A 16006-nucleotide genomic window follows, 5' to 3' on the forward strand; every position below is an offset into this window, starting at 1 on the left:
CCGAAGACTGGTGCAGATGGCTTTTTATTTTACACGAATAAACTAGTGAATCAACATATTAATCATTCTGGACATTTCTTTATTGTTGGGAGAAGGTATTTTTAAGAAGCCTTTGATGGGGAATTATTGTTTTGTGGCCACACTTGTTTATAAGAATAGGTTTATCGAGTATAGATAAAATGCTGATACCTTTATAAAACAGCCTTTTCCTATCAATAGCCCCAAAACTTTGTTTGAGTTCCGGCTATTGATAGGAAAAGGCTGTTTTATAAAGGTATCAAATATTTACATCTTAGTGGTGGCTACACCCACCGTGGGTTTCACGCAAAGCTTCGGCTGCTTGTTCGTCTGCGTGGTAGCTGGAGCGAACCATTGCGCCGATGGCGGCATTGGTAAAGCCCAATTCGTATGCTTCTTTTTCAAAAACTTTAAATTGGTCAGGCGTTACATAGCGTAGGACGGGCAGGTGGCCGTCTGAAGGTTGCAGATATTGGCCGATGGTAATCATCTCGATATTGTTGGCACGCATATCGCGCATGATTTCGCGCACGTCCTCGTCTGTTTCGCCCAAGCCGACCATGATGCCGGATTTGGTCGGGATATGGGGCATCATTTCTTTGTAGCGGCGTAGAAGCTCGAGGGAGTGTTGGTAGTTGGCACCCGGACGGGCTTTTTTATACAGGCTTGGATGGGTTTCCAAGTTGTGGTTCATTACGTCAGGCGGTGTTTCTGCCAAAATTTCCAGTGCGATGTCCAGACGTCCGCGGAAATCGGGAACAAGAATTTCGATTTTGGTATTCGGGCTGGTTTCGCGGATGGCTTTGATGCAGTCGGCGAAGTGTTGGGCGCCGCCATCACGCAGGTCGTCACGGTCGACGGAAGTGATTACGACATAGCGCAGGTTCATGGATTTGACGGATTCGGCCAAGTGTTTAGGCTCGTCAGGATCCAACATATTGGGGCGGCCATGGCCAACGTCGCAGAACGGGCAGCGGCGGGTACAAATATCGCCCATGATCATGAATGTGGCCGTACCCTTGGTAAAGCATTCGCTGATATTTGGACAAGATGCTTCTTCGCACACGGTATGCATTTTTTGTTCGCGAAGAATATTTTTGATTTCAAAGAATTTCTTGCCCGGTAATTTGGCGCGAATCCATTCGGGCTTTTTCAATTTTTGTTCCAATGGAACAACTTTAATCGGAATACGTGCAGTTTTGTCTGCGCCTTTCAGTTTGATGCCGCGTTTGGGGTCGTTTTTTACTTCTTCACTCATGGTGATGTGTTCTTTCTGTCGTTATAAAGGCCGTCTGAAAAGCTTATTGCGGCCTTTAGGCCTAAGGGCTTGTGGGTTCAGAGGGGCAGTTAAAAGATGGTGTTGGGGTCGAATATTTTCAGACGGCCTTATGCCAGCTCTTTTTGTAAATGCTTGGTCAGTTTGTCTGAAACTTCTGCCAAACTGGGTGCCGGAGAGACGTAGTCGGCAATTTGGGTCATTTCCATACCGGCATAACCGCAGGGGTTGATATGGGTAAACGGACTTAAATCCATGTTCACGTTAAGCGCCAAACCGTGGTAAACGGAGCCGTCTTTAATACGCAGGCCTAGGGAAGCGATTTTACGCTCGCCGACGTAAACGCCGGGACGTTTTGGGTCGGCGGCTGCTTTGATGCCGTATTCTGCCAAGGTGGCGATGATGCTGTGTTCAAGTGCGGAAACGATATGGCGCACACTGGTCTTACGGCGTTTGAAATTGATCATCGTATAAACGACCAATTGGCCGGGACCGTGGTAGGTAATTTGACCTCCTCTGTCAATTTGGACAACGGGAATATCGTCGCGGATGAGGAGGTGTTCGGGTTTACCGGCCAAGCCTTGGGTAAATACGGGCGGGTGTTCGACCACCCATAATTCGTCTTCGGTGTTTTCGTCACGCGAGGCATTAAATGCCTTCATGGCTTCGAAAGTCGGCAGGTAATCGACCAAGCCTTTGTGCACGATTTTCATTACAGCACCACTTTTACCAATTCGTGTGAAGTCAGGTCGCGGTAGATATTGTCGAGCTGCTCTTGGTTGTCGACATTTACTTTGACGGTTGCGCTGGTGTAGTTGCCTTTGCTGCTTGGACGCGTAGTAATGTGGTGCGGCTCGGTATCGGGAGCATGTTTGCGCACGGTTTCCAAGATGGCGGATTCAAATTCCGGATGAACTGCGCCCATGACTTTTACAGGAAAGGTGCAAGGGAATTCAATTAATGATTTTTTTTCGGTTGAGTCTGTCATGGTTTACTACCTTGTTTGGTTAGCCAGGGCCGTCTGAAAAGTTTTCAGACGGCCCGAAATCCGATATATTTTATCGTAAACGTCCATATCGGGCTATAAAAATGATGTTTTCGAAAATAGGTGCGGATAAGCTGTTTTCAAGTCTTGAAATGCAGCGCTTCAGCCCAATTTTGAGCTACATTCTGATTTAACAATGATTGAGATTTCTAACTATGCCGACAAAAGACAAATATTTCGAGGAATACAGTGCGCTGGCTACTTTGCCTTTACGCGATGTCGTGGTGTATCCGCATATGGTATTGCCGCTGTTCGTCGGTCGTCCTAAATCGATTGCAGCCCTTGAGGCGGCAATGGCTAATGATGATCCGGTTTTCCTGTTGGCCCAGCTTGACCCTAATACAGAAGACCCTAAAGCTGAAGATTTGCACCAAACTGGTACGGTTGCCCAAGTTTTGCAGGTTTTGAAGCTGCCTGACGGCACCGTTAAAGTGTTGGTAGAAGGTATCCGTCGTGCGCGCGCATTGACGGTTGACGAAACAGGCGGACTGTTTTTATCCCATGTTGAGGCGATTGATGAAAACAGCGACAAGGACAATCCCGAAATTGAAGCCTTGCGTCGTACCTTGCTGACTCAATTTGAGCAATATGCGAAATTGAACAAAAAAATCCCTGCCGAAGTTATCAGTACCATCAGCAGTATCGATGACAACAGCCGTCTTGCCGATACTATTGCCGCGCATTTGCAGCTGAAGTTGGAGCAGCGTCAATATGTGCTGGAGACTGCCGGCATTGTTGAGCGTTTGGAATTTTTGCTGGCGCAGTTGGAAGCCGAACTCGACATCATGCAGGTTGAGAAGCGTATTCGTGGCCGTGTAAAACGTCAAATGGAAAAATCCCAACGCGAGTATTACTTGAATGAGCAAGTAAAAGCGATTCAGAAAGAATTGGGCGAAGAAGACGAACGCGGCGAACTGGATGCGTTGGAAAACAAAATTAAAGAAGCAGGCATGAGCAAAGAGGCTGAAGAAAAATGTCTGTCTGAATTGAAAAAACTGAAAATGATGCCGCCAATGTCTGCGGAATCTACCGTCGTGCGCAACTATATCGATACTTTGCTTGAGCTGCCGTGGAAGAAAAAATCCCGTGTCAGCAAAGATATTGCCAAGGCTGATTTGATTTTGAATGCCGACCATTATGGTTTGGAAAAAGTCAAAGAGCGTATTTTGGAATATTTGGCCGTTCAAAAACGTATGGACAAGCTCAAAGGCCCGATTTTGTGTTTGGTTGGCCCTCCGGGGGTAGGTAAAACTTCCTTGGGTGAATCGATTGCCAAAGCCACAGGCCGACAATATGTGCGTATGGCATTGGGCGGCGTGCGTGATGAAAGTGAAATCCGCGGTCACCGCCGTACCTATATCGGCTCTATGCCGGGCAAAATCCTGCAAAACATGGCGAAAGCGGGTGTGAAGAACCCATTGTTTCTGCTTGATGAAATCGACAAGATGGGCAGCGATTTCCGCGGCGATCCGGCCAGTGCATTGCTTGAGGTGCTGGATCCTGAGCAAAACAACAAGTTCGCCGACCACTATGCCGAAGTCGATTATGATTTGAGCGATGTGATGTTTATTGCCACTTCAAACAGCTTGAATATCCCGACTCCGCTGCTTGACCGTATGGAAATTATCCGTCTGTCCGGTTATACGGAAGATGAAAAAATCAATATTGCCATGCAATACCTTGTGCCGAAACAAATGAAGCGTAATGGTGTGAAAGAGGGTGAGCTGGTGGTTGATGAAAGTGCCGTGCGCGATATTATCCGTTACTACACCCGTGAGGCCGGTGTCCGCTCGTTGGATCGCGAAATTGCCAAAATCTGCCGCAAAGTGGTAATGCAGGTTACTTTGAATGAGGACAAGAAAAAAGCGTCCAAATCCAAAACAGTAAGCAAGGCCAAGCCTAAAGCGATTAAAGTTACTGAGAAAAATCTGCATGACTATCTGGGCGTGCGCCGTTTCGACTATGGTGTGGCCGAAAGCGAAAACCGCATCGGTCAGGTAACCGGTTTGGCTTGGACCGAAGTCGGTGGCGAGTTGTTGACTGTTGAGGCAGTAGCTTTGCCGGGCAAAGGTACGATTCAATGTACCGGCCAACTGGGCGATGTGATGAAAGAATCGGTATCGGCCGCATGGTCGGTTGTCCGTTCTCGTGCTGAATCAGTGGGTTTGGCTCCTGATTTTTACGAGAAGAAAGATATTCACGTCCATGTGCCTGAAGGTGCGACGCCAAAAGACGGTCCGAGCGCAGGTATCGCCATGACTTTGGCGATGGTTTCTGCCTTCACCAAAATTCCGGTACGTGCAGACGTGGCCATGACCGGCGAAATCACTTTGCGTGGCGAAGTCTTGCCGATTGGCGGTTTGAAAGAAAAACTGCTGGCTGCTTTGCGTGGTGGTATCAAGCATGTATTGATTCCAAAAGACAACGTCAAAGATTTGGAAGAAATCCCTGAAAATGTCAAAACCGGTCTGATCATTCATCCGGTCAAATGGATTGATGAAGTGTTGGCTTTGGGTTTGGAAGCTCAGCCTGAGCAATGGGCTGCTGAATTGGCGGTTGCCGAGACCCCGCAAACTTCTAAGACGAAGTCAAGAACAAAAGCAACCAAGCATTAAGTTGGTCGTCTGATGTTGCAAAAAATGTGGTTTTGCCCTGAATGCCACAAAAATAGGGCAATTCCACATCTTTTACTTGACATGATAATTTCAGAATTGCTATAAAGTGCGTATGTGCTTTAAAAGTGCTTAAGCCCCGAGTATTCGGGCATTTCATCATTTTTTACGATAGGAAGGGACTAATTGTGAACAAGTCTGAATTGATCGAAGCAATTGCTCAAGAAGCCGGCATTTCCAAATCTGCTGCGCAAAAAGCTTTGGATGCTACTACTAATGCCGTAACCAACGCGTTGAAAAACGGCGACACTGTTACTCTGGTCGGTTTCGGTACTTTCTACGTCGGCGAACGCGCCGAACGTCAAGGCCGCAACCCTAAAACTGGCGAGCCTTTGACTATTGCTGCTGCTAAAACTCCTAAATTCCGTGCCGGTAAAGCATTGAAAGACGCTCTGTAATTTAGAGTCTTTCCCTGAATGGGAATAAAAGACCGATTTGATTCGGTTTTTTATTTTGAAGGCCGTCTGAAAGTTTTCAGACGGCCTTTAGTTTGTTGAGTGTATAAAAAGGCTGAAATCTGTAAGCCGCCGCCGACTTTTGCACTTTGTTGCAGTAACTTTTGCACTCTATGCTCTGCGAAAGTTTCGACAGCTTTTGCACTATATCGGATGATGAGAAATAAGAAAAGCGACGCTACCGTCGCTTTTTATTTTACCAATTACATACGACCAATTCTCCACTGGCTTTACCAGTTTTATTTCTTCCGACCGTATAAGCCAATTCAAGTTGAGTGATACGGAAATGGCCGCGGGCGATGCATCAAAGCCGTCCGCCTCCGCCTCGATGGTTTGGCGGAGTTGGGCGGCGTATTCGGCAAGCGACTTTAAAAACTCTTTGGACTTCATTTTTCAGACGACCTTCATCGGTATTTCTTTTCAATTTCCACACCCAGCGGCTCGACCAGCTCGACATAAGCCTGCAAGTGTTGCGGGTATCGCTCCTTGACCACTTCGCCGAACAATTCCAACACCTCAATCGCCGTCGCCAGTTTTGACGTTTCTGGCATTACTTTAGCGTTCGCCGCTACGGTCTTGGTAAACGCGTCGGACAGGCTCGCCAACAATTTGGCGCGCTCGGACGGCATCAGCTCCTCGACCGACGTGTCCTGCAACATTGTCATCGTTGACTGGTACTGCACCAAAAAACCTGCCAGCAGCGATCGGCTCAAGTCTTCGATGCCTCCGCCAGCCAGCGTGTAGGCGGCGCGTACTTTGTCCCAATCGTCGCCGGTCTCTTTGGCGGCACGTTTCCAACTTCGGGCGGTAGCTGTTGGGATTTCGCACATCATCGCCGCGATTTCGAGCGTCTGCCCGTCGCTGACGTACAGTCGGCGCAGCTTTTCGCGGGTTTCTTTCGGGTGTGCCATATCAGCCTCCGAACTTGGCTCGCAGCAGTTCCCAACCCGTCGTTACAATCACGCCACCGAGACCGCCATAAACCGCAGCAGATTTCTTGCAGTCTTTCTTAATTTGCTGCAATTCCTCATCCATGCGCGCCTGATTGGCAAGCAGGTCATCCTGCTTGGCTTCGATACGCGCCAAGGCTTCTAAAATCGGGTCGCTCATGATTTGTCCGCTTTCCTGTCCAGTTTTTCGTTTACTTTTTCCAACTTGTTTTCGATGCGTCCCAACGAAGCCGCAATATTGTCGCGGTCTGCCTTGGCATCTTGCTTGGTGTGCCGACAAGCGCGATGATGGCAATCGGTTGCCAGTTATTCGCCAGCAGTTTCACGAGATTCATTCTCGACCTCCTGACGTTTCACGCTGACAAACGAGCGCGCCACCGCATAGCCGCCCACAATGCCCAAATACACCGCCCAAATCTCCGCCGACGGGTCGGGCAACATCACAAACTTAAACGTCCCCGCCGCGTAGGCAACGTTTGCCCACAGTTTCGAGTGCGACACATTGCCTGTCGCCGGGTTTTTAAAAATATCCAAAATACGCATTGCTATTCCACACTTTTGGTTTGCAGGTGCCGTTTCAGCATTTCCTGATAATTGGCCAGTTCGCCCTCCGCAAATTCAAACGCCGCCAAATCAGCCCGTTCGCTTGCCTCACGGCTTTTGCTCGACCACAGCTCAATCATCTTTTCGTAAAACTCAACCTGTCCCATGATTAACGACGATTCTTGCGTTTACGCGCCGCCCGTTTGGCTGCCGCTACGCCTGATTTACCCAGACGCATAGACGGATGTTGTTTCAAATAGCCAATACTGGCAGGCTTAATCTCAAATTCAGGCATCTGCGGTTTAGTCGATACAAAACCCAACACCAGCTCTTCACGTTGCGCTTTACTGTCCTGCATCTCCAAAAACGCCTCGATTTTCGGCTCGATGGTTTCATAATTGCCGCCTTTTTCCGCATAAGTGCCGTTCAGATACATACTGATGGATGCCGGCGAAGTACCGATACCGCGTGCCAGTTGGGTTTGGTTCATTCCTGATTTGGCTTTAAATTCAGCCAGTTTTTGTTGCAATGTATGATTGATCTGTTTCATTTTTTTAGTCCTTTTAAAAGAGGTTTAAAACCGTTTTAACTTCTATCCGCCTCAAACAACACAAAATCGTCTGTGCCCGTTTTCGGCAATACCGCATACTCCGCCTCGATGACGTTTCCGCCCAAATGTCCCAGCTCGTCCCAAACCGCAGCCTGTTCCAAAGCCGGATTGACTTCCGCGTTTGCAAGCTTGATTGCATTTTCCGCCCGCTTGATTTTGCCTTTTCGGCGTTTTTCCGCCAGTTGGTCGATACGCGCCGTCGGGAAAGCCTCGCGGGTATTGCCGTTGGCCTGCGCCTTAGTGATAAACTTGCCGTCCATATCAAACACATTGACCGCCGACGCATCGCTCAAATCGTAGCTGACCCGTACCTCGTCCTTGTGATACTCCGCCAGTTCGGTTGAGAAATAAGAGTTGTTGAACAAATCCAGCCAACCTCGCTGTACCTTTCGCACCTCTTGCGGCATAAACATCGTCGCCAGCTCTTCTGCCGACAACATATCCGGCGCGATACCGTCCTGTTCCAGCCTCATTTCCCGATAAGCCTTCGGCGTATAATGCCCGCCGTCAGGATGTCGGGGCAGCTCGCCGTGCGGGCGGTTGTTGTATTCGTCGATACACTTGACCACATCCGCGATAAAGCGCGTCCAGCTCGGCAGTTTTTTCAAATATTTCTGTTGTTCCTCCGTCAAATCCTTGCCTTTTTCCAAAGCGTTAAACGCACTTTCCATCTTGCGGTACATCAGGTTCTTCGTGCTGCTGTCCAATCGGCTTAACCGCCTTCGTCGTCTTCGGAGCCAAAGCAACCAACCGCTCTGTCGCGTTTTCCGCTTTCAAATAAGCAGAAATCCAGCCGTCTAAAGTACGTTCGCCAACCTTTGCCGACCGGCTGCGGTCATTGGCCTTTTCCAAGTTCCCAAGCGTGACCGCGTCCAATTTACCTTCTGCCAGCAAGCCCAAAAACTGAGCCACCGCAGCCTTGGCAGAGCAACCGTATTGATATTTAATCCCCAATACCGCCGCCACCACCGCACATCGCGCATCCGCCACCGACCGTTGTTTCTCGTTCAACAGCTTGGCCGCTTCAGCCAGTGCTTGAGCCGACATCGCCGTCCCCGGTCTGACTTGGGGCAGGGTTTTCGGCATCTTCTCCGCCAGCTCGTCCGACTGCCGTTTCATGATGGCTGCTCGGATTTCGGCAGGGAGGGAAGCGATTAAGTATTTTTTCAGACGGCCTCCACGCGCTTTGCCAACTTCTTCGATGTACGGCCAGTCCTGCGTTTTAGCACGATATCTGATGCTTTCTAGGTTCTTGGGAAGACAGGGCAAACTTAAATTTTTCAGCTCCTCTAAGGATATGGTGTTGCTCATTTACTGCTCCTGATATAAACTTTTGTTTACTCTTTTGAGTAAGTTAAACCTGTTTGGGATAACGGCTAGGCCAAATCTCTTGAGGTGGAATGCCGAGAAAGTCTGAAATAATCCGTTCGCCTTTTGGATATTTAAATTGCAACGCGCTTTTTAATGTATTCGCGCTTAACCCGGATTCGATTGATAGTGCAGTAATTGTTTTCCCGCGTTTACGAACTGCTGCCACAATTTCCGCACGATGCCAATCTTGTTTTTGTCTTTCCGCATCTTCAATTTTTACCATTAATCTTTCTTTTAGGGTTTCCATACACATTCCTTTTGGGTTTGTTTGCTAAGTCATTTGACTTAGTGAAACGAATAATACTAACCAAAAGGATAGTTGTAAACCCTTTTGGTTAGTCAATTTACAAACAAATGGCGATTATTTTATAAACTTTTGTTTTTGATTAAGATTATTTCTAACCAAAAGGGAAGGTTTTTTGGTTAGTCTTTTTGTTAGAGAGAAACACATGACTTTTAAAAGCAGACTTCAGCTTTTATGGCCGGATTCGACATTGGAGGATATAGCCTCCAAGATAGATATGTCCTACATGGGACTGAATAAGGTATTTGCTAAAGATGGTTTGCCAAAGGCTGAAACACTTATAAAAATTCAAGAAGTTACCGGCTGTGATTTAAACTGGTTACTGACCGGCAAAGGTTTGCCGTTTGCTGACAAATCAAGACCGGAAAACGTTGGAGCCTTCCCGGTATCCAATACCGGCTCAGGCGCGGTGGACACCTTGGGCAATCCGGTTGATCTGCGTGAGTTTGTCTTTATCCCGCGATACAGCGTGGAAGCGGCGGCAGGGCATGGACAAGCAGTGAATGATGAAAAACCATTATTCTGCATGGCTTTCCGGAGATACTGGATAGAAAACTACGTTACCCGGCAGACAGACAAGCTTTCTGTAATCGCCGTTAAAGGCGACAGCATGGAAGGCATCCTGAACCACGGCGACAACATCCTAATCAACCACGCCGAAACCGAGCCGCGCGACGGCCTGTACGTCCTACGCATAGGAAACGACCTGTTCGTCAAAAACATCCAACGCCTGCCCGGCCGGCTCTTGGTTAAATCCGCCAATCCCCTCTACGAACCTTTTGAAATCGACCTCACAGCCGACAACACCGATACAGCCATCATCGGCCGGGTAGAATGGTTCGGCCGTACCGTAAACTGATTTTAAAACCCTCTTAAAATAGTTTTAAAAATTTCCCAATCCCGTCAACTTCAAACAAAAAACCGCGCATTCCGGCGCGGTTTTGTGAAAAAGCTGGCGTAACTTTTCCGGATACAAAAAAACGCCGAAATCCACGTCTTTCGAAGATTTCAGCGTTTTTTTACTCTATTTGTTCCTTGTGCAAAAACTAACAGTCCCCCACAAATCCTAATGATAAAAGGATTTCAGCCTTTTTAGTTTATCTTGTTACATTTGATTTTTACATTAATAAGATTTATCATTAGCAAAGAAAATAACAATACTTAAAACAAACCGCACTTATTGAAAGAAGTAGCGAATAGCCACTCATAACCAACCTTTCAAATGTGCCACACATTCGTCAGCACTTCTCACATTTCTAATAATCTGATTTTTAAAAACAAATGAAAAGAGAGGCTTATGTCTACCATTCCTTTGTCGCTCCTTAAAAAAGGCGCAGTCGTACATATTGATTCCATCGTTTCCAATCCTGTTTTTGGTGATTTGGATACCTTGGTAACCCGTCGCCTTGCAGATTTGGGTTTTTCCAGCGGAATGCCGTTGCAAGTGATTGCCGTGGGTGGTTTTGGGAGAGGCCCGTTTGCGGTACGTTTGGGTAACCAATCTCAATTTTCCCTGCGTTTGGAAGAGGCCGGGAAGATTATGTGTCGTATCGTTGAGGCCGTTTAAGGCCGTCTGAAAGAATAAGGAAAAATGATGGAACTAAGCTATTTTGCCTTGATTGGCGCGCCAAACTGCGGCAAAACCGTTTTGTTCAACGGTTTGACCGGCTCACATGCCAAGGTTGCCAATTATCCGGGCGTAACTGTCGATAAGCGCGAGGGCGCCTTCCTCGACGACGAGGCCGTCCGCATTATCGACCTGCCGGGCACATACAGCCTACGCACGACCAGCCCAGACGAAGCGGTGGCGAAAGATGTAATGGTAGGCAAGATGGGCATTCCGCCCGATGCCATTATTGCCGTTGCCGACGCGACCAACCTGCGTATGACCCTGCGCATGATTTTGGAACTGAAAACGCTGGGACTGCCTATGGTGGTGTCGCTGAATTTGAGCGACGTGGCCCGCAAAAGGGGCTTGAATATCGACGCGGCCAAACTGAGCGAGTTGTTGGATGCACCTGTTTTGGAAACAGTTGCAGTGAGCGCGTCGGGCGTACAGGCTGTACGCGAAGCCGTGGCGAAGCTGCCGCGCAAACGCTCTTTCCCCGCAAACCCCACCTCTGCCGAACGCACGCTCGATGCGCTGGATAGCGACAAACTTTATCAAGAAGTCGAATCGATTTTGGCACAAGTGGTACGCACCCAGATGACGCTGCCCGCATGGCACAAAAAACTCGACGACATCGTGCTGCACCCCGTCTGGGGCATGATTATGCTGCTGGTCATCCTGTTTATGGTGTTCCAAGCGGTTTACACATGGGCGGCGCCGATTATGGACGCCATCGAAGGCGGCTTTACCGCGCTGGGCGAATGGATAGGCGCCAACATGGAGCCGGGCATCCTCAGCGACTTGCTCGTCAACGGCGTCATTGCCGGTTTGGGTAGCGTGTTGGTGTTCCTGCCGCAGATTACGATTTTGTTTGCCTTTATCCTGCTTTTGGAAGACTCGGGCTATCTGCCGCGTGCAGCCTTCCTGTTGGATAACATCATGGCAAAAAGCGGTTTGTCCGGCCGTTCGTTTATTCCCCTTTTGTCCAGCTTTGCCTGTGCCGTTCCTGCCGTGATGTCGGCGCGAACCATTAACGACCCGCGCGAACGCCTTGTTACCATCGCGGTTGCGCCGTTGCTGACTTGTTCCGCACGTTTGCCGGTGTATGCGCTGATTATCGCCGCTGTTATTCCTGACCGTACAGTGGGTGGGATTTTCAACCTGCAAGGCCTGACATTGTTTATTCTTTATATCGTAGGCATTCTGTCGGCCGCATTGGCAGCGTATATCATGAAACGCTTGGCGCGGATGAAAGGCAATGTGCAACAATTCCCGCTTTTGATGGAATTGCCGACTTTCCGTACGCCTAACTTCAAACACATCATGACCAGCTTGTGGGATAGGGTAAAAGCCTTCCTGAAACGCGCGGGTACCATCATTTTTGCGTTGGCCGTGGTTCTGTGGGGCTTGGTAAGCTGGCCGCAACCGCCTGAAGGCGCAACCGGTGCCGCCATCGATTACAGCTTGGCAGGTACGCTTGGTCATGCTATTCAGCCGTTTTTTGCACCTTTAGGCTTTACTTGGGAAATGTGTATCGCCATGATTCCGGGTATTGCCGCGCGCGAAGTGGTCGTTGCCGCATTAGGTACTGTTTACGCCGTCAGCGCATCGTCTGAAGATGCAGTACAAAACGCACTGATTCCTATCATACACAACAACTGGGGCCTGCCTACTGCCTTTGCCTTCTTGGCTTGGTATGTGTATGCTCCGATGTGTGCCGCGACTTTGACCGTGATTAGACGCGAAACCAAATCCACGAAAAATATGCTTATGATTACAGGCTATTTGTTCCTGATGGCTTATTTTGCCGCATTCGTGGTTTACCAAATTTCTTCAAGGATACTATCGTCATGACTCAATATATTATCGTCGGCTTGATTATGCTCGCCTGCGTATTCTTCCTCTTGCGAAAATTCGTATTCAAACCGAAAAAACGCGACTGCAGCAGCGGCTGCGGTAAATGCGGCGGTTGCGGTTAAATAAAGAGGGTTAGGTAAAAGTAAAAGGCCGTCTGAAATGGTTTCAGACGGCCTTTTTTATTGCTCTATGGCTTTTCAGATGCAAAACTAGGTATTTAGAGCTTAGCACCAGGATTTATTGAACGGGAAGCCTGAAATGTCCAGTGATGGTGTAGCGGTAGAGAATATCGTCTTCACGGGTTCCTGAACCGATATTATGGATAATCAGGGGCCTGTCTCCGATTTTTCGATCGGAGACGATACCGATATGGGGACGGTTGCCTTTCAGTTCCCAAGTTACAATATCGCCAGCTTGATAGTTTGTATCTTGAACGGCCCAGCCTTGGCGCATGAAATAAGTCATTAGGTTAGGGACGCGGCGGTGATCGATATTAGTGTCCGGCTGTTTTAATCCCCAGCGTTTCGGATAAACGGAAAAATTCCGACTCATATCTTGATGAACAAGCTCTTGCAAATCTATATTTTGGTCACGTAAGGCTCGGATAATGACGTCTGTGCAAACGCCTTTTTCCATCGGTACATCGCCCATTGGATATTTGAGCTTGGTATAAGCAGGGTCGTAACGAAGGGTTTTGCCAATTTGGTTTCGCGCAGATTGTACGATTTGCGGTGATGGTCCTTCGGGTTCGGTAATCTTCTGTTGTAGGAAATTGGTATTAATACTTGGGATAGAGTTGTGATGACGGGCAAAAAATACCGCTGTTGTAATCAGAAGGATGGAAAGCGCAATACTGAGAACTATGGGCTTAAAGGTAGTTTTGTGTTTCATGATATATGTACGGCTTAGATGTTGTCTGCATTATTATCAGATTTTGGGGAAGATTGGCAATCCATAATGGAAAAATGGTCTTGAGCAGGTATGTATAGGCTAATAATGGATGGGTGCTATTTGGGTATTACTAAAACGTTTTTCGTAAATATAAATTTTAAATTGGCACATGATAAAAGGCCGTCTGAAAACTTTTCAGACGGCCTTGGTTATTGGAGAAGGCTTATTTCAACGCTTCCAACAGCTTTCCGTGTATTCCGCCGAAACCGCCGTTGCTCATGACCAAAATATGGTCGCCTGCTTCGGCATTTTTCACGATTTCGGCAACAAAGGCATCGAAGTCTTTGCCGACGTGCAGCTTGCTGCCTAAAGGCGCGAGGGCTTCGGCAACGTTCCAGTCCACGCCACCGGCATAGCAGAACACTTGGTCGGCACCTTTGAGGCTTGCGGGCAGGGCGGCTTTCATGGTGCCGAGTTTCATGGTGTTGGAGCGCGGCTCGAGGACGGCGAGGATGCGGGCATCACCGACACGTTGGCGCAGGCCTTCAATGGTGGTTTCGATGGCGGTCGGATGGTGGGCGAAGTCGTCGTAAACAGTAATGCCGTTTACCGTGCCTTTGATTTCCATACGGCGTTTGACGTTTTTAAATGCACTCAAAGCTTCGCAGGCCGTCTGAATATCGACTCCGGCATGACGTGCGGCAGCGATGACGGCGAGGGCGTTCATGCGGTTGTGTTCGCCCATCAGTTCCCAAGCGACGTGTCCGACCGTTTCGCCGTGATGGCGTACGTCAAACGAGCCGTCGGCATGGACGGTACCAACCTGCCAGCCTTGTTCGGTACCGAATTTTTCTACGGGCGTCCAGCAGCCTTTGTCCAAAGTATCTTGCAGGCTTTGCTGCTGGCCGTTGCAGACGATGAGGCCTTCAGACGGCACGGTGCGCACGAGGTGGTGGAACTGGGTCTGTATCGCGCCTAAGTCGGCAAAAATGTCAGCGTGGTCGAATTCCAGATTGTTCAAAATGGCGGTACGTGGACGGTAGTGTACGAATTTGGAGCGTTTGTCAAAAAAGGCGGTATCGTATTCGTCGGCTTCGATAACGAAGAATGGGGATTTTGAATTAGGGTCTTGGCGCGGCGTTTGCGGCAGGCGGGCGGAAACGCTGAAGTTTTCCGGTACACCGCCAATCAGGAAGCCCGGCGCGAGTCCGGCATATTCTAAGACCCAGGCCAGCATGGAGGCTGTGGTCGTTTTGCCGTGTGTTCCGGCTACGCCGAGTACCCAGTGCTGGTGCAATACGTTTTCAGCCAGCCATTGCGGGCCGGAAGTATAAGGCAGGCCTTTGTTCAAAATGGCTTCAATCACATCCATGCCGCGTTTGGCAACATTACCGATAACGTAAATATCGGCTTTAAATTTGTCCAATTGAGCGGCATCAAAACCTTCGTGTACGTCTATGCCCAAGGCTTCAAGCTGGGTACTCATCGGCGGATACATCTTTGCGTCGCAACCGCTGACTTTAAAACCTGCTTCTTTGGCAATAGCCGCTACGCCGCCCATAAATGTGCCGCCGATACCGATAATGTAGATGTGTTTCATGATAAGACTGTCTTTGGATAAATTAATTTTAAAGCCGTCATTATAACGGAGTTTGGATAAAGAAAGGGGTCGTCTGAAAAGTTAGACAACAATAAGAATAGGAAACAAATACGAGGAATTTGATTTTAAAAGGAGGGCATTGAGGTTTTGCAAGTATGGGATTGGGGTTAGCCCTGCTTTGGAAAGAGTTATTTGATACGGTAAAGTTGTTCACGAAGGTCAGGTGAAGCATTGCCTTGAATTCCTCCATACTTGATGGCGTGAGGTTTTCGATAATAGGTTTACTTGGATAGACTTTAGAAAATGGGGGGTATTCAATTAATGCCGTTTGAAAAATAAGTCCTGAGCAAACCACGCTACGACTTATTTTTTCAGACGGCATTTGTATTCTGTATTTTGCGATTTCTATTAAAGCGCTGCTTCCGAGCGTTCACCGGTACGGATACGGATAGCCTCTTCAACCGGATAAATGAAGATTTTACCGTCACCGATTTTGCCAGAATGCACGGTTTCTAAAATGGCATCTACAGCCTGATCGACTTTATCGTCAGCCAATACCAATTCGATTTTCACTTTAGGCAGAAAATCGACTGCGTATTCCGCGCCGCGATAAATTTCCGTATGGCCTTTTTGGCGGCCGAAACCTTTGACTTCGCTGACGGTCATGCCGGTAATGCCGATTTCGGTCAAGACTTCGCGCACATCGTCGAGTTTGAAAGGTTTGATAATGGCTTCGATTTTTTTCATATTAATTCTCCTTATTTGAGAAAAGGCCGTCTGAAACATTCAGACGGCCTTTGTTCCA

18 protein-coding genes and 2 pseudogenes are annotated in these 16006 nt (G+C 48.4%); 6 read left to right on the plus strand and 14 right to left on the minus strand.

Features of this window, described 5'->3' with window-relative positions:
- Positions 1 to 292: 292 nt before the first annotated feature.
- From lipA to ACTHTS_RS05000, 3 genes are all read right to left on the minus strand, one after another.
- Positions 293 to 1276 (minus strand): lipoyl synthase, encoded by a 984-nt coding sequence (lipA, locus tag ACTHTS_RS04990; protein ID WP_003683323.1) that lies wholly within the window; start codon positions 1274 to 1276, stop codon positions 293 to 295.
- A 128-nt stretch (positions 1277 to 1404) separates the two neighbouring features.
- Positions 1405 to 2007: a lipoyl(octanoyl) transferase LipB gene (lipB, locus tag ACTHTS_RS04995; RefSeq protein ID WP_440369385.1), complete on the minus strand. Its 603-nt coding sequence runs from the start codon at positions 2005 to 2007 to the stop codon at positions 1405 to 1407.
- Positions 2007 to 2282 (minus strand): HP0495 family protein, encoded by a 276-nt coding sequence (locus ACTHTS_RS05000; protein WP_049328369.1) that lies wholly within the window; start codon positions 2280 to 2282, stop codon positions 2007 to 2009. Before ACTHTS_RS05000 ends, lipB begins: the two co-directional genes overlap by 1 nt.
- Before the next feature lie 212 nt (positions 2283 to 2494).
- Between ACTHTS_RS05000 and lon the strand changes: the two genes are divergently transcribed.
- A complete protein-coding gene (gene lon / locus ACTHTS_RS05005) occupies positions 2495 to 4954 on the plus strand; it encodes an endopeptidase La (protein ID WP_440369386.1) in 2460 nt (819 codons plus the stop codon).
- 185 nt (positions 4955 to 5139) lie between these two features.
- The gene (locus ACTHTS_RS05010) at positions 5140 to 5409 is read left to right on the plus strand and encodes an HU family DNA-binding protein (protein ID WP_003683413.1); all 270 of its coding nucleotides are present in this window, start codon (positions 5140 to 5142) and stop codon (positions 5407 to 5409) included.
- 201 nt (positions 5410 to 5610) lie between these two features.
- On the opposite strand, the gene ACTHTS_RS05015 is transcribed toward ACTHTS_RS05010, so the two are convergent.
- The 8 genes and pseudogenes from ACTHTS_RS05015 to ACTHTS_RS05050 form a co-directional block, all read right to left on the minus strand.
- Positions 5611 to 5856, minus strand: coding sequence for a hypothetical protein (locus ACTHTS_RS05015; RefSeq protein WP_440369453.1), 246 nt, complete (start codon positions 5854 to 5856; stop codon positions 5611 to 5613).
- A gap of 14 nt (positions 5857 to 5870) precedes the next feature.
- Positions 5871 to 6377, minus strand: coding sequence for a DUF1804 family protein (locus tag ACTHTS_RS05020; RefSeq protein ID WP_049226999.1), 507 nt, complete (start codon positions 6375 to 6377; stop codon positions 5871 to 5873).
- Between the two features lies 1 nt (position 6378).
- A complete protein-coding gene (locus ACTHTS_RS05025; protein WP_049227001.1) occupies positions 6379 to 6576 on the minus strand; it encodes a hypothetical protein in 198 nt (65 codons plus the stop codon).
- Between the two features lie 146 nt (positions 6577 to 6722).
- Positions 6723 to 6959 (minus strand): hypothetical protein, encoded by a 237-nt coding sequence (locus ACTHTS_RS05030; RefSeq protein ID WP_440369387.1) that lies wholly within the window; start codon positions 6957 to 6959, stop codon positions 6723 to 6725.
- 2 nt (positions 6960 to 6961) lie between these two features.
- Complete coding sequence (locus ACTHTS_RS05035) at positions 6962 to 7126, minus strand: hypothetical protein (RefSeq protein ID WP_049360270.1); 165 nt, start codon at positions 7124 to 7126, stop codon at positions 6962 to 6964.
- Positions 7127 to 7260: 134 nt separating this feature from the next.
- A pseudogene (locus tag ACTHTS_RS05040) lies at positions 7261 to 7509 on the minus strand (helix-turn-helix domain-containing protein); the annotation flags it as partial.
- 35 nt (positions 7510 to 7544) lie between these two features.
- Positions 7545 to 8880, minus strand: a pseudogene (locus ACTHTS_RS05045) (Mu transposase C-terminal domain-containing protein).
- A 43-nt stretch (positions 8881 to 8923) separates the two neighbouring features.
- A complete protein-coding gene (locus ACTHTS_RS05050; RefSeq protein ID WP_079453753.1) occupies positions 8924 to 9187 on the minus strand; it encodes a helix-turn-helix domain-containing protein in 264 nt (87 codons plus the stop codon).
- A gap of 202 nt (positions 9188 to 9389) precedes the next feature.
- Here ACTHTS_RS05050 and ACTHTS_RS05055 point away from each other — a divergent pair, with 202 nt between their 5' ends.
- The 4 genes from ACTHTS_RS05055 to ACTHTS_RS05070 all read left to right on the plus strand — a co-directional run bounded on the left by ACTHTS_RS05055 (position 9390) and on the right by ACTHTS_RS05070 (position 12832).
- Entirely contained in the window at positions 9390 to 10103 is a 714-nt protein-coding gene (locus ACTHTS_RS05055) for a S24 family peptidase (RefSeq protein WP_049322698.1), read from the plus strand.
- Between the two features lie 438 nt (positions 10104 to 10541).
- Complete coding sequence (locus tag ACTHTS_RS05060) at positions 10542 to 10811, plus strand: FeoA family protein (protein WP_440369388.1); 270 nt, start codon at positions 10542 to 10544, stop codon at positions 10809 to 10811.
- A gap of 27 nt (positions 10812 to 10838) precedes the next feature.
- On the plus strand, positions 10839 to 12707 hold the full coding sequence (gene feoB, locus ACTHTS_RS05065) for a ferrous iron transporter B (RefSeq protein ID WP_440369389.1): 1869 nt from the start codon (positions 10839 to 10841) through the stop codon (positions 12705 to 12707).
- A complete protein-coding gene (locus ACTHTS_RS05070; RefSeq protein WP_003683546.1) occupies positions 12704 to 12832 on the plus strand; it encodes a FeoB-associated Cys-rich membrane protein in 129 nt (42 codons plus the stop codon). The genes feoB and ACTHTS_RS05070 overlap by 4 nt, the downstream gene beginning before the upstream one ends.
- A 115-nt stretch (positions 12833 to 12947) precedes the next feature.
- Here ACTHTS_RS05070 and ACTHTS_RS05075 read toward each other — a convergent pair whose 3' ends face one another.
- The 3 genes from ACTHTS_RS05075 to ACTHTS_RS05085 all read right to left on the minus strand — a co-directional run bounded on the left by ACTHTS_RS05075 (position 12948) and on the right by ACTHTS_RS05085 (position 15948).
- Positions 12948 to 13601: a DUF1287 domain-containing protein gene (locus ACTHTS_RS05075; RefSeq protein ID WP_440369390.1), complete on the minus strand. Its 654-nt coding sequence runs from the start codon at positions 13599 to 13601 to the stop codon at positions 12948 to 12950.
- Between the two features lie 223 nt (positions 13602 to 13824).
- A complete protein-coding gene (gene mpl / locus ACTHTS_RS05080) occupies positions 13825 to 15201 on the minus strand; it encodes a UDP-N-acetylmuramate:L-alanyl-gamma-D-glutamyl-meso-diaminopimelate ligase (RefSeq protein ID WP_440369391.1) in 1377 nt (458 codons plus the stop codon).
- A 408-nt stretch (positions 15202 to 15609) separates the two neighbouring features.
- Entirely contained in the window at positions 15610 to 15948 is a 339-nt protein-coding gene (locus ACTHTS_RS05085; protein WP_440369392.1) for a P-II family nitrogen regulator, read from the minus strand.
- Positions 15949 to 16006 lie beyond the last annotated feature (58 nt).

This window comes from Neisseria sp. P0019.S003 (assembly GCF_051957115.1).
GTDB classification, from domain to species: Bacteria; Pseudomonadota; Gammaproteobacteria; order Burkholderiales; family Neisseriaceae; genus Neisseria; species Neisseria flavescens_D.

Excerpts from the sequence above, each read along its gene's own strand:
- lipA (WP_003683323.1), bottom strand. The coding sequence starts at position 1,276 with ATGAGTGAAGAAGTAAAAAACGACCCCAAACGCGGCATCAAACTGAAA.
- lipB (WP_440369385.1), bottom strand. The coding sequence starts at position 2,007 with ATGAAAATCGTGCACAAAGGCTTGGTCGATTACCTGCCGACTTTCGAA.
- ACTHTS_RS05000 (WP_049328369.1), bottom strand. The coding sequence starts at position 2,282 with ATGACAGACTCAACCGAAAAAAAATCATTAATTGAATTCCCTTGCACC.
- lon (WP_440369386.1), top strand. The coding sequence starts at position 2,495 with ATGCCGACAAAAGACAAATATTTCGAGGAATACAGTGCGCTGGCTACT.
- ACTHTS_RS05015 (WP_440369453.1), bottom strand. The coding sequence starts at position 5,856 with ATGAAGTCCAAAGAGTTTTTAAAGTCGCTTGCCGAATACGCCGCCCAA.
- ACTHTS_RS05020 (WP_049226999.1), bottom strand. The coding sequence starts at position 6,377 with ATGGCACACCCGAAAGAAACCCGCGAAAAGCTGCGCCGACTGTACGTC.
- ACTHTS_RS05025 (WP_049227001.1), bottom strand. The coding sequence starts at position 6,576 with ATGAGCGACCCGATTTTAGAAGCCTTGGCGCGTATCGAAGCCAAGCAG.
- ACTHTS_RS05030 (WP_440369387.1), bottom strand. The coding sequence starts at position 6,959 with ATGCGTATTTTGGATATTTTTAAAAACCCGGCGACAGGCAATGTGTCG.
- ACTHTS_RS05035 (WP_049360270.1), bottom strand. The coding sequence starts at position 7,126 with ATGGGACAGGTTGAGTTTTACGAAAAGATGATTGAGCTGTGGTCGAGC.
- ACTHTS_RS05050 (WP_079453753.1), bottom strand. The coding sequence starts at position 9,187 with ATGGAAACCCTAAAAGAAAGATTAATGGTAAAAATTGAAGATGCGGAA.
- ACTHTS_RS05055 (WP_049322698.1), top strand. The coding sequence starts at position 9,390 with ATGACTTTTAAAAGCAGACTTCAGCTTTTATGGCCGGATTCGACATTG.
- ACTHTS_RS05060 (WP_440369388.1), top strand. The coding sequence starts at position 10,542 with ATGTCTACCATTCCTTTGTCGCTCCTTAAAAAAGGCGCAGTCGTACAT.
- feoB (WP_440369389.1), top strand. The coding sequence starts at position 10,839 with ATGGAACTAAGCTATTTTGCCTTGATTGGCGCGCCAAACTGCGGCAAA.
- ACTHTS_RS05070 (WP_003683546.1), top strand. The coding sequence starts at position 12,704 with ATGACTCAATATATTATCGTCGGCTTGATTATGCTCGCCTGCGTATTC.
- ACTHTS_RS05075 (WP_440369390.1), bottom strand. The coding sequence starts at position 13,601 with ATGAAACACAAAACTACCTTTAAGCCCATAGTTCTCAGTATTGCGCTT.
- mpl (WP_440369391.1), bottom strand. The coding sequence starts at position 15,201 with ATGAAACACATCTACATTATCGGTATCGGCGGCACATTTATGGGCGGC.
- ACTHTS_RS05085 (WP_440369392.1), bottom strand. The coding sequence starts at position 15,948 with ATGAAAAAAATCGAAGCCATTATCAAACCTTTCAAACTCGACGATGTG.